The sequence below is a fragment of the Paenibacillus eucommiae genome (genome assembly GCF_017874215.1).
GTDB classification, from domain to species: domain Bacteria; phylum Bacillota; class Bacilli; order Paenibacillales; family NBRC-103111; genus Paenibacillus_AI; species Paenibacillus_AI eucommiae.
The window spans coordinates 167,247-180,019 of sequence record NZ_JAGGLB010000009.1 but is presented as its reverse complement, the minus strand read 5'-3'; the positions used below and the strand labels follow the sequence as shown (position 1 = coordinate 180,019).

Genomic DNA, 12,773 nt, shown 5'->3' with positions numbered 1-12,773 from the left:
AGATTTATGAAGGAATTTATGAACGAATTTCCGTAGGAGCCAACCAGTCAAACATCGGAATATTCCTCAGTAGTCCAAATGCAAGGGTCAAGATCAACATGATCGTCATAATCCCGTTGCTCACAAGGCGCATTTGCTTCTTTTTGGCAATGAAGTATATAACATATAAAGGAAGTAAGATAAACACCAAGGGGTTATATCTGAATGCTTGAACAAAATCTAATCTTAACAAGGAAAGGGCAGCCCTCGTAATACCGCATCCTGGACAATACAGTCCAGTTACCTCATGAAACACACAAGGAATAGCGATATTCGTCACCGGCAGCCATACTTTCAAGTATAAGAACCCGCCGACGCCAAGCAAGGCACCCCAAAATAGTTTGGGGTGCCTCTTTGGGTGATTCCCAAACTTAAGCGAGTCTATTGACATCCGATTGAACCAAAGCAAACGTTACGAGACCTAATCCAAAGATGGTAAGGACAACGTAAAGAGCTGAATTATCTGATTCCATGTGACCACGTTGTCTTTGTGCTTCTGCTACATGCTTTCCTATTTGATAGGCCCAGATGAAACTCCATATTCCACATGTAACTAATGTTAGAAGGAAATGCTTGCCTCCTGTAAATGAGTAGTCTCCACTTAGCTTGCTGACATCATTGGTTAAAACAATAAACCAATAAATACCATAGATACCACATGTGATTAATGACAAAATAATTGCCACTGCGATACTTCTCTGCTCAATCATTACCCACCGTCCTATTGATTTCCTAGTAATTTTCTGACAAGAAATGAAGAAATTCGACAATATCATCTTATTAAAAAAGGTATATTTATACAAGATAAATTTTTAATAGGATTTCTGCTTTACATGGATGTTTTTGCCCAATTAATAATATTTTAAAAATAGATCATAGATTAGATGGTTTCTGCCGATGCATATGTAGTAAGTCATGTAGGTATATCACCTAAGAGAACTGGAGAGGACAGAAGTGCCAACAATTTTTCGTAAAATGTTCCTTGTATTTTGGCTCGGATTTTGTGTGATTTTGACTGGATGCAGTGGCATGCTTGAAGAGAATGGAGATCTGCCGCTGCATGACAATGAGATCGTCCAAGCCGAACATGATGGCAGCTCTGATGAGTTAAGTGCTAATGGTTGTTATCCAGATGAGGAATATATCTCAGGAGAAGGTATCTGTACAGCTCCAATCGCTTGCGACAATCCTTCCGATTGTGCGGTCTGGGGAGAGGACATGGTCAGAAAGCTGGGAGCGCAATACGGCTCTTTCGTAGATTTAGAAGCTGTTGAGATGAATGAGGATGAAGAGGCGAATGCAGAAAAAGAGGAGGACATCGTCGCCGAATATGGGATTAACAACAATTGGCTAATTTCGGATGGCACGAATCGTGACCAAGCTTTCCATGAGCAATTATGGAAGGACTTTGCTTGGATGATTCCGGCTCAGGAGCGGCAGATGCTTACAGCATTCTCTGTATTTTCGCATGTGGATACGCTGGCTTACGTCCAACAGGATGAGAATGACCTGGAAACATGGTCGCTTGGAATCAATGTTGAACCAACAACATCACCGAATGAGACGGTGGGTACTCTTATCCATGAGTTTGGACATTTGCTTATGCTGAATGCAGACCAGGTTAATCCGTACGTTGAGGAAAGTGAATGCCCAACCTATTATTGGGAGGATGGTTGCGGCAATGAGGACTCCTATATATATGCTTTTCAGACAGATTTTTGGCCGGATTCGGAGTATGACTATGATGAGGATATGTTCGTAAGTGAATATGCGGCTACTAATTTCGTGGAGGATATTGCAGAGTCATGGATGTGCTTTGTGCTGTCGGATAAACCGAAGGGAACGAAGGTTGCGGATCAGAAGGTCCTATTTTTCTATCAATATGATGAATTGGTTATGCTTCGTGCTGAGCTGCTCTCAAGAGTTGCGTCCTGGATGGAGAGAAATGGGTAATAGTATGTCTATGCTAAATAACTAATCAAACCCCCATTGTCAAATATGGTTGATGGGGCTTCATACTGGAAATTCGCATATTTGGGGCGGGTGGCAGGACGATAATTATTTTAACACGAACCTGAAGTTTCTGCGGGACTGGTGCGAGGATCATTCCATATAACTCTGTTAGTGACAAAAACGTCACTTTGATTCATGTTACTTCTATGGTTGCATTTCCCAATCTTGTCTATAGTAAAGAATAGGAAAGGGAGGGAGTATACGATGCAAACTGTCATTCAAACTAAAAATTTATCCAAAAGCTACGGCCCAGCTGCAGTACTCATAAATATCGATTTATCGATCGAATCCGGTGAACTTACAGCGATAATGGGGCCATCGGGCTCAGGGAAATCTACGCTGATGAATGTATTGTCGACGATTGACCAATTTTCTGGCGGCGAGGTGTGGTTGGAGGGGAAGTCTCTGCTCGATATGAAGAAGAATTCGCTGAGGAAGTTTCGGCAGGAACGGATGGGATTTATTTTCCAAGACTATAACCTGCTGGATACGTTAACGGTGAAAGAGAATATTCTGCTGCCGCTGTCACTGCGCAAATTCAAGGTGGAGGAGATGGAAGAGCGGCTGCTGCCCATTCTCCAGGCGCTAAATATTGAGGGCATCCTTCATAAATATCCGAATGAAATATCAGGCGGGCAAAAGCAGCGGGCGGCATCAGCACGGGCGATCATTACGAAGCCAGCGATCGTGTTTGCCGATGAGCCGACGGGAGCGCTTGATTCAAGGTCTGCCACACAATTATTGGAGCAGCTGGTCGGTTTGAACGAAGCATTCGGAACGACGATAATGATGGTTACTCATGATACTTATGCAGCGAGCTATTGCAAGAGGGTTATCTTCCTGCGCGATGGGGGGATTGTGAACGAAATCTACGCGGGTGATCAAACCCAGAAGGCGTTCTACGACCGTATCCTGGAAACCCAAAGCTTGATGGGGGGCAAGCTGCGATGAGCCTGCTCGACTTAACGATCCGGAACGTAAAGCGTAATTTCCGTCTATATTCCATCTATTTATTTTCCATGATAACGGGTGTCATCATTCAATTTACGTTCTCGTCCCTTATGTATAACAAAGATATCATGGACGCGCTGCAAAATCGCGATAATTTTCAAACCGGCGTGGCTATCGCTTCGGTTGTCGTCTTTTTGTTTATCATTTTTTTTATTCTTTACGCCAATTCGTTCTTTATGAGGCAGCGTAAAAAAGAGTTCGGCATGTATTTACTATATGGCTTGGACGAAAAGCAAATCACGCGGATGGTATTCTATGAAACGCTGTTTATAAGTGCGATTTCTCTGGTTGCAGGGGTGCTGCTGGGAGGATTGCTGTCCAAGTTCTTCGGCATGCTGCTCATGAATCTCATGCAGTACGATCAAGCCATCTCATTGAACTTTCCCATTCAGTCGATTGCTTCCACCGCGGGCGTGTTCTTCTTGCTCGCCATAATTATTAGTGTCCAAAGCTATATGATGGTGAACCGGGTGCAGCTTACAGAATTGTTTCATGCCAAGCAAAAGATGGAGAAGCCCATCCGCACTTCCGCCGTCATGGCTATCATTGCCCTGCTATTGCTCGGAATGGCCTTCGGCTTGATCAGCAGCGGCAAAGGCTCCGTATTCTGGCAGGAATATGCGACTTCAAGCATGATTGCAGTCGCTATCGGTATTATCGCTGGCACTTACTTGTTTTTCCGCCAGTTTGCCGGCTGGCTGCTTCAAAGGATAAGCCGCCGCAAAACGTATCACGAAGGCAATACAGTGCTATGGACCTCCTCGCTGCGTTTCCAAATCCGCGGCAACACCTTGAATTTGACGTTTATTTCGTTGTTCAGTGCCGCCATTATGATGCTGCTTTGCTTCGTGACGATTAACTATAAGGTACAGTTCGAGGCCGTTGGGCGGAATTTGCCTAACGATATGGCATTTCATTCGCTAGACAATGCAACAAATGGCGAAATTGATGACTTGATCAAGAGCTCCGACCATGGGGTCCGTTACCATCTCAAGCAGGAGGTTCTGATTGCTTCCCCTTTGACGGATATGAATGTTGCCTTTGATAATCCTGAGTATTTTACGCCTGACATTCAGCTTGTATCTGAGCAGACCTACAACGAGCTTATCGCGCTGCGGGGACATGATCAAAGCGTGAAGCTGCAAGGGAATGAAGGGGTAATCCTCTCGCAAGGTTCAGATTTTCCGATGCCGTTTGCACCGGGCGAACAGCCGGGATTTACTGTCAAGACAGATACGGAAACAACTTTTAAGCTGGTCGAGAAAAAGGACTATGCCTATCTGGGCTGGGCATCGGATCCGGTAGCCTCGATGCTCATTAAACCTGCGGTGTTTGTGATTTCAAATGAGGCGTATCAAAGCTTACAGGAGCATGCCAACAAAAAATCGTTCGAGATCTATGGACTTCAGGATGCAAAAAATGCAGAGGAGCTGTCCAAGCAAGTGCATGCGATCGTTACCCAGACGCCGGGCGCCTATTATTCCTCGTTTGCAGACGTGTATTCCAAGCAGATAGAAAGCTCATCGCTGATGCTGTTTGCTAGCGGTTTTCTCGCGCTGATCGCTATCTTTGCGCTTGCCAGTGTCATTTACTTCAAGCAATTGCGTGAAGCTACAGATGAACGGCTGCAATATGCGATTTTGCGGAAGATTGGCGTCGAAAACCGGGAAATGAAAAGCGTCATCCGCAAGCAGCTGTTATTTGTCTTTCTGCCGCCGCTTGTGCTGGGAGTGCTGCATAGCTGGTTTATTATCAAGTATTACATTCTCGATTCCGTGAAGGATTTCCCTGAGCTTACAGGCATGGTTTGGGGCATCATGGGCGTCTACTTCCTGATTTACTTGTTGTTCTACGTCTCTTCCACGAATATATATTATAAAATCGTAAATGAGAATCACTAGAGGCACGACAAAAAAACGCAATGACCAATTGGACCAATATGGACCAAAAGGAACCGAAGTGAACCAAAAGGACCAACATTGGTTATTGCGTTTGGCTGTTACTGTGCAGCATGTCCAGATAAGGATCATGGTTCTTAGGAAAATGGATAATGAATTCTGTAAAGCTTCCAACGACAGATTCACATGAAATGTAGTGACCCAGCTTCTTAGATAGCTCCTGAGCCAGATATAACCCCATGCCTGTCGATTTCATATGTGTGCGCCCATTGGTGCCCGTAAATCCCCGATTGAAAACCCGCGGCAGATCCTTCGAGTCAATGCCGATTCCATTATCGTGGATGACGAGCAGCTTCTCTTGCTGTGTAACACGTGTCGCGATCGATATTTCCCCGTGGTCATCCGTATATTTTAAACTATTCGTGACAAGCTGGTTGACGATAAATAACAGCCATTTCGAATCGCTCTGCACAATGGTGGACTGTATGTCCAGTTGAATCCTTATTTTTTTGGAGATGAACGTTTTCGAATGATTTTTGACGACTTCTTTGACCAGCAGCTCCAAGCTGCAGTTCACAATTTCGTAGTCCTGACTAAAGCTGTCGAGTTTAGCGTAATACAAAGCCTGGTCCACATAATGCTCGATTCGTGAGATCTCTTCATCCAGGCTTTTGGGATCGACTTCCGTTTGCTGCAGCAATCGCAGGACGGCAATAGGCGTCTTGACCTCGTGAAACCAGGATACGATAAAATCATAGTACTCCTTTTGCTTGGCTTGAACTTCATTCAAGGCGCGAATATGCTTAATTTCCAGCTGATCCAGGGCCTCACGGCAAGCCTCGGCTTCCAGGGAAAGCGGCTCGGCTTCTTCGTCCTGTATGCGGCGGATGGCTTGTACATTCTTCACATAACGGTGCAGCAGGAAGCCTGCCAGCCACAGCAGAATCAGCATCCATGCATAGAAGAACGTTTGCCATCGCCAGGATATTTGCGGGTCTGTGGCAAACACCGCAATCGTTAGCAGGAAGCCTACGGCGTATAAGTAGAGGTAAGGCCTCTCATACTTGAGGAATCGCCAAAATCTCATTCGATGATATACCCCATTCCTTTGCGCGTGACGATGAAATCATCCAGCCCCAGCAAAGCGATTTTACGCCGCAGGCGATTCACATTAACGGTCAGTGTATTGTCGTCAATAAATTGCTCATCATTCCAAAGCACCTGCATCAAATCATCCCTTGAAACGATTTTTCCGATGTTTCGCATCATGGTTTGCAAAATAATGAACTCGTTCCGCGACAGCTCCATAGTCTGATCTCCATACTGAATGGATGAGTTGGACAGGTGAAAAATAAGCTGACGGTGAGTTATTTGCAGGTTTTCATCCTGGTAGGTGTAATTGCGCCGTAATAGAGCGCTCACTTTCGCTACGAGGACGCCCAAATCGAAAGGCTTCTGCACGAAATCGTCCGCACCCATATTGATCGCCATGATGACATCCATATTTTGATTCCGTGAAGACAGGAAAATAATCGGCACCTTGGAGACGGAACGAATTTGCTGACACCAGTAAAATCCGTCATACATAGGCAAATTCACGTCCAGCAGCACCAAGTGCGGCTTGCCTGTTACGAATTCGTCCAATACGTGCTCGAAGGCGGACACCTCCATAACCTCGTACTGCCATTTTCGCAGCGTGTCGGCTACGATCTTTCTAATCTTCTCGTCATCTTCTACAATCATGATTCGAAACAAAGGGATCCCTCCAACTCAGGGGACTAATGATAGCCTGGTTATAGCTTGATTATAGCCTAATTATAACATTTATTGCTTATTCCTTCGCCTCAATCCGGGCAAGCTCTTTACGGACGATGGGTGCGACCTTGGTGCCGAGCAGCTCGATGGCCCGCATGACTTCAAGGTGCGGCATCGTGCCGACATTCACATGCAGGAAGAAGCGGGTGATCCCCAGGTTTTTGCGCAGCAGCACAATTTTTTCTGCGACATACTCGGGATCGCCGACATAGAGGGCACCCCGGAGGCTGCGTGCTTCATCATAAGTTGCGCGGCTGTAATGCTGCCCCCAGCCCCGCTCACGCCCGATGACGTTCATTTGGGCCTGTGTGGAAGGGAAGAATAAACCGGCAGCCTGCTCGGTGGTTTCTCCGACGAATCCGTGCGAATGCGTCGCAATCGCCAGCTTGTTGGGATCATGACCGGCGCGGGTCGCGGCCTCTTTGTAGAGAGCGACTAGCGGAGCAAACTTCTCCGGCATTCCTCCAATGATAGCGAATGCGATTGGAAGCCCAAGCATGCCTGCCCGAACAGCAGACTGTGGATTCCCGCCGCTTGCGATCCATACCGGCAGCGGGTTCTGAACGGACCGGGGATACACACCCAGGTCATGGATAGCGGGACGGTGACCGCCGCGCCAAGTCACCTTCTCCGAGGATCGGATGGCAAGCAGCAGCTCCAGCTTTTCTTCGAACAGTTCGTCATAATCATCCAGGCTGTAACCAAACAGCGGGAAGGATTCAATGAACGAACCCCGGCCCGCCATTATTTCGGCTCGCCCATTAGAGATGCCATCGAGGGTAGCGAAGTCTTGATACACGCGAACCGGGTCGTCTGAGGACAACACGGTAACGGCACTCGTCAGCCGTATACGCTTCGTCATGGCGGCCGCAGCCGCAAGTGCAACTACAGGCGAGGCGCCTGCGTAATCGGGGCGATGATGCTCGCCGATGCCATACACATCGAGGCCTACCTGGTCGGCAAGTACGATCTCTTCGACCGCATGGCGCAGCCGCTCGGCATGGCTGATGACCTCTCCAGTCACCGGGTCCGCTGTCGTCTCCAAGAATGTGCTGATTCCTATTTCCATGTTGATTGCCGGATCGGCCATTTTGATTCGCCTCCTTGTCATTTCCTATAGTATACTTATTTTTTTATGGTTTCTCAAATTTAGTAAGCGCGGGGGGCTTTGGCTGCTCTTGTATCCCTTGTTTTTTTCGAGTCTTGCATTTGGTTGTAGACCGAATCGTTGCCATGGGTCGGCTTTATTTTGCGCTAACGGGCAGAATTGTTCAATAGAGCATGGGGACACCTTTCTTAATCGATACCCTTTGAGTGCCCATATTTATTGCTTAGGTGGTCAACTTATCGATTGATATTTACAGTTCTAATTAATAATCATGCTATTTTTGTTGTTATATGTATATTTTTGTATTATTGAATTCACATTCAATAAAAGGTTGTTATAGTTAAAAATACCTATATATAGAAAAATTATATATGTTAGTATATTTTCGAGGGGGTAAATCGCCTAATATGTGGTAATCGATCATCGACACATCAAATCTATTAATAGAGATTGATGAAATCCAATGTTGATTGTTTCGGTAATAAATAATAAGTATAATAAGTAGGAGGAGAATCAATCGAATGAACTTAAAACCACTTTCTCTGTTTACAATGCCACTACTCGCAGTATTATTGTTTAGTCAATCACCGGTTGCATTTGCCGACCAAGCCAAGGACAATATTAAGGCCAAGACAGAAATTTCTGCATCATCTGTGACCCTGAATTGGGACAAGATTGGAACCGATTACAAGGTATACAAAGATGGTAAACTAATAGGAGAAACACGGGAAAATACGTTTGTTGACACTACAGTTAAACCGGACGAACTTTATAAGTATCATATTGTTGTTTACGATGGAGACCAACTCATTGATACCGTTAGGATTTCTACAAAAGCAAAATCGTCTTTGGATAACAGTTCGTTAAAAAAAGTAAACCAGATTAATGTTCCAGACATGACAATAGAAAGTATAGCTGGATCAGATTTTGTCACCTTAAATTGGCCCGAAATACCTGACGATGACAACGTTTACGAAGTATATAGGGATGGTTCGCTACTCGCGAGTGTTTCTGGTAGGCAGTTTAACGATGAAAATGTAACTCATAGTACCACATATCGGTATAGTGTAATTGGGAAGAAAAAGCTTAGTGAGGACGAAATTAAAAACATCAAAAAGGAATTGGACGACAATAGTGCAAATGTTGTATCGGATGAAGAATTGCATAAAAGGGAAAATACATTCGAGGCGATTAAATTTGTAAAAACAATTGATAGTAATTTGGAAGCCAATCTTGAAGAAAGCCGTCTTATGGAATCCAACCTCATAAACATCAATTCAAGTTCGCCTTACTTTTCATTTAGATACATGACATTTATTCCTGATGCGCGGGTTCCAATTCCATTTATAGGTGGATTAGGATACTATTTTCTCGGCAACAACCGCGGGTTTAATGTACTTTCAGAGAGTTATAAGACCCAACAAAATATTGATGTCACTTTTGATGAACCGTCGTATAGCACTTACAACCAGCGAACGGGTGTTGGTGAAACTGTGATCGTTGATGAAGGTTGGGTTTATCAAGACGCAGATACAGTTGTCTGTACACCTAGTAATGGAAAATATAAGCTTTATCTTTTGGCACCAAATAGTTATGGGACTGACTTAAAACAATTTGGTGCAGGAGCAAGTTGTGGGATACCTTTCTTTGATAATTTTACTCCTGATATCGATCATTATTATGACGCTTGGATAGAACGGGACGGGGATTGGAGAGTTAAAGGATCTCATGATAAAGCTCCTTCACACGAGTTTTATATTTATGATCGTTCTTCTAGTAGTTACACAACGATTTTCCAACATTCTGTCTTACGAAAACCAAATGGTGAAGCTGAATTTAATGCTCTACTTCCAAGTTGGGACGACACGTATTTTGATATAAGCGGGTAAAGATTAGACCTCATTAAAACCATATGGTTTTAATGAGGCACTATCTTTTATTTTAGGCTGAGTTCCAGGCGACGCGGACACTGACTGGTTCAGCTCAAATCCCGCGTTTCTTAGCACACCGCCCAAATAGCTCGCTCATTTTTCGAGCATCTCGTACAATGAATCGGCATGTTTGTCAGATCGTTAAAGGTATGGCAGCAAGTTTTATACAGAAAACAGGCAGCTCAAGTCTCATCCAGGCTAGAAAGTTTGCCTCGTATCGACGACTCTGAAGTAGATGATGATTCCTTGAGAATCTACAGCAAAAAGTACGCTGACCTCAGCCTTTATTTAAAATTCTCACGAGGAGAGAGGTAGATTGATTTGATTAATTTAATCTCAAGAAAGTTAATTAGTGCCTCAATTTCATCTTGTGTTTTTGCGCTTATTTACTCATTTTTTGTACCATATAATATGGGCACGCCGTTCCAATTTAAAACCCTTGATGGATTTATATACGCCATTATACATGCCATTCCTACTTATTTATTGTATGCATTTCCTGTTATCATAATCTATGGGACAATTACATCATTGATTAGTGAGTATATTGTTTATAACATTTTTAAATTTACTAACCTGAGAGAATCTAAAATATTAAAAATGTTCTTTTTAGGTATTTTTCATCTTATATTTGGTAGTGTTCTTTCTTATATCAGTCTTCTTGCAGCTTTACTCTTTTTTCTAATAGATCAATGGCTTTCTCATAAGCGAGAAGATTATAATTGGGTATCTGCATGTATAAGCTTCCTTATTCCAATATTCTTTTATTTTACTTTAATGTTTTTTACTTGATTTTAAATAAAAGTTCGATTATCGCACTGACGTGACTGTGGATAAACATTCACCCACATTGCCTGGTGGCGGGTTAGTTTGTAGCCTCTGACGCTGCTTCCCGTATTAGAAACAGACCCAATAAACGGACTTCTTCCTCAAGCAAATAGACGAATCACTACAAATAATGTATAAACCCTTAGCATCTAGTTCAATTCTACATGAGACCCATCCATCCTCGAGTTAGAAATCCTTCACCACATCGAATATCATAATAATATCCGTTTCGCCACCACTACGAGCGAACCTTGTTCACTTTTGTATTCCAATTCTTCTGAATGTAGGCGTTTAACAGGACTTGACTGCACAAGCTGTTCACCCAACGTGGCACTCATAAGTTGATTAGTACACCGAACGCATCTTCTCATCGGAGATAGGCTCAGTCACCCTTCCAGCGGTCTAGGAAAGAGGGTTTCATTTAGTTATTCATCAACCATACTTTTCTTATACAAGTACACACATAAAGAGTAAATAGCGACGGACCACAGGAGGATGATCCCCAGGTTAGGCCACAGCTCCGCCAGCCCGGCGCCAGTCTCCACTTGTTTCGCCAAATCGATAAGCTGCAGGTTCGGTAAATACTCGGCGATCGCCAGAATCGGATATTTCTCGATGAAAGGAGTTACGAAGGAGCCGAGCGTAAAGATCCCAATAGCCGGTATGATAGCAACTGAGGCTTCCATGACTGACTTCGTAAGCAAACCGATCAATGTGCCTACTCCCAGGTAGAAAATTGCTGACAAGAATAGTGCGATCACGACGATTAAAGCATTATTAGGATTATAACCCGTTAGTAATACGGAGAGAAAGATAATAGCAAGGGTCGAGATAAAGCTGAGCAAGCTTTTGCCGCAAAAAATCTCTATTGTACTGGCAGGAGACAGCATGAGCCCGCGCAGCGTTTTCTTTTCTTTCTCTTCTGCAATCAGCGAGGATTGAACGTAAGTCGCCACCAGTATGAACGCCATGTTGATGACTATATAGTGGGACTCCACGTTCTCTATACCTAAGCGGCCAAAAAACACAGCCATTATTAAAGGAAGGACCACCGTTGTGGTTACGTACATATTCCTGGACACGTCTTTATAATCCTTATGAAAAATGGCGAATACACGCCTCATTGAAAATGTCATGACAATTTCCTCCCTGTGACTTCTACAAAAATGTCGCCTAATGTAGGATAATTCGATTGAACTGAAGCTACCTGATCTTTGCTCATGTATTCAAATAACTGCTGTGCTCCGTCAGGCCCCTTCGGAACGATAACCTCAGAGCCATCTATCAACTCTACCGTCAATGTTGGATCTCCATGCTGCTCACATAGCTTCTTGGGAGCACCGATCAGCTGGATTTCTCCGTTATTGAGGAAAGCAACCCGATCACACAGCGTTTCAGCTTCATTCATATCATGTGTCGTCAGGAAAATGGTAGTGCCTTTTTCTTTGAGACGCTCTAATCCTTCATAGATATGCTTGGTGTTCACAGGATCGAGGGCGGATGTTGGCTCATCAAGGAACAGCAGCTCCGGTTCATGCAGGAAGGCTCTGGCCAAAGTGACCCTCTGAAGCATCCCCTTGGATAACTTGGAAACGATACGCTTGCTTTCATGCGCCAAGTTCACCATTTGTAACACCACTTCGATCCGTTTCAAAGGCACCTGGTACAAATCACAATAGAGCTTCAAATTGTCATAGACGGACAAACGGCCATACAGAGAGGTATCGTCTGAGACGACGCCAATTTTTTTGCGGTATCTTTCTTCCTGTAATTTATGGGTGGGCACTCCGAATACATAGGCACTACCCGAGGTGGGCTTTAATTGAGCTGTTAATATTTTGATCGTTGTCGTTTTACCCGATCCGCTGGGCCCCAAAAATCCAAAAATTTCTCCCTTCCTTATCTCAAAGGAAACGTCCTTTAATGCCCTATAATTTGAAAATGATTTCTCTAATGAAGTCACTTCAATCATATTTTCCATGCGCTCTCAACCTCCGTGTTGTGATCTGGTATACCCTAATAGTAGGCCGGATCCGACTGAAGCGCATTATAATCCCATCCAAAGGAGCATACAGACAGGCGAATGGTGCCTATTTAGAGGTGAACGGAGTCATACCGGGGTTGTTTGGA

11 protein-coding genes and 1 pseudogene are annotated in these 12,773 nt (G+C 44.2%); 4 read left to right on the top strand and 8 right to left on the bottom strand.

Annotation, left to right across the window (positions count from 1 at the left end):
- Positions 1-16 precede the first annotated feature (16 nt).
- Both J2Z66_RS15450 and J2Z66_RS15445 read right to left on the bottom strand, forming a co-directional pair.
- Positions 17-430 (bottom strand): DUF2752 domain-containing protein, encoded by a 414-nt coding sequence (locus J2Z66_RS15450; protein WP_209972330.1) that lies wholly within the window; start codon positions 428-430, stop codon positions 17-19.
- Positions 411-749 carry a DUF4234 domain-containing protein gene (locus J2Z66_RS15445; protein ID WP_209972329.1) on the bottom strand — a complete coding sequence of 113 codons (339 nt, stop codon included), beginning with the start codon at positions 747-749 and terminating at the stop codon, positions 411-413. The genes J2Z66_RS15450 and J2Z66_RS15445 overlap by 20 nt, the downstream gene beginning before the upstream one ends.
- A gap of 244 nt (positions 750-993) precedes the next feature.
- Between J2Z66_RS15445 and J2Z66_RS15440 the strand changes: the two genes are divergently transcribed.
- The 3 genes from J2Z66_RS15440 (at position 994) to J2Z66_RS15430 (ending at position 4,964) form a co-directional block, all read left to right on the top strand.
- Complete coding sequence (locus J2Z66_RS15440) at positions 994-1,992, top strand: hypothetical protein (RefSeq protein ID WP_209972328.1); 999 nt, start codon at positions 994-996, stop codon at positions 1,990-1,992.
- Between the two features lie 264 nt (positions 1,993-2,256).
- Positions 2,257-3,003 (top strand): ABC transporter ATP-binding protein, encoded by a 747-nt coding sequence (locus J2Z66_RS15435; protein WP_209972327.1) that lies wholly within the window; start codon positions 2,257-2,259, stop codon positions 3,001-3,003.
- Positions 3,000-4,964 (top strand): ABC transporter permease, encoded by a 1,965-nt coding sequence (locus tag J2Z66_RS15430; RefSeq protein ID WP_209972326.1) that lies wholly within the window; start codon positions 3,000-3,002, stop codon positions 4,962-4,964. The genes J2Z66_RS15435 and J2Z66_RS15430 overlap by 4 nt, the downstream gene beginning before the upstream one ends.
- A gap of 82 nt (positions 4,965-5,046) precedes the next feature.
- Here the strand turns inward: J2Z66_RS15430 and J2Z66_RS15425 are convergent, their stop codons facing one another.
- The 3 genes from J2Z66_RS15425 to J2Z66_RS15415 form a co-directional block, all read right to left on the bottom strand.
- The gene (locus J2Z66_RS15425; RefSeq protein ID WP_209972325.1) at positions 5,047-6,048 is read right to left on the bottom strand and encodes a sensor histidine kinase; all 1,002 of its coding nucleotides are present in this window, start codon (positions 6,046-6,048) and stop codon (positions 5,047-5,049) included.
- Positions 6,045-6,716: a response regulator transcription factor gene (locus J2Z66_RS15420; RefSeq protein WP_209972324.1), complete on the bottom strand. Its 672-nt coding sequence runs from the start codon at positions 6,714-6,716 to the stop codon at positions 6,045-6,047. The genes J2Z66_RS15425 and J2Z66_RS15420 overlap by 4 nt, the downstream gene beginning before the upstream one ends.
- A gap of 76 nt (positions 6,717-6,792) precedes the next feature.
- A complete protein-coding gene (locus tag J2Z66_RS15415) occupies positions 6,793-7,845 on the bottom strand; it encodes an LLM class flavin-dependent oxidoreductase (protein WP_376774411.1) in 1,053 nt (350 codons plus the stop codon).
- 560 nt (positions 7,846-8,405) lie between these two features.
- Between J2Z66_RS15415 and J2Z66_RS15410 the strand changes: the two genes are divergently transcribed.
- The gene (locus tag J2Z66_RS15410) at positions 8,406-9,773 is read left to right on the top strand and encodes a fibronectin type III domain-containing protein (protein WP_209972322.1); all 1,368 of its coding nucleotides are present in this window, start codon (positions 8,406-8,408) and stop codon (positions 9,771-9,773) included.
- Positions 9,774-10,712: 939 nt separating this feature from the next.
- Here J2Z66_RS15410 and J2Z66_RS44355 read toward each other — a convergent pair.
- The 3 genes and pseudogenes from J2Z66_RS44355 to J2Z66_RS15400 form a co-directional block, all read right to left on the bottom strand.
- Positions 10,713-10,817: pseudogene (locus J2Z66_RS44355) on the bottom strand (hypothetical protein); the annotation flags it as partial.
- A 251-nt stretch (positions 10,818-11,068) separates the two neighbouring features.
- Positions 11,069-11,779, bottom strand: a complete 711-nt coding sequence (locus tag J2Z66_RS15405) for an ABC transporter permease (RefSeq protein WP_209972321.1) — start codon at positions 11,777-11,779, stop codon at positions 11,069-11,071.
- Complete coding sequence (locus J2Z66_RS15400) at positions 11,776-12,624, bottom strand: ABC transporter ATP-binding protein (protein WP_209972320.1); 849 nt, start codon at positions 12,622-12,624, stop codon at positions 11,776-11,778. Before J2Z66_RS15400 ends, J2Z66_RS15405 begins: the two co-directional genes overlap by 4 nt.
- Positions 12,625-12,773 lie beyond the last annotated feature (149 nt).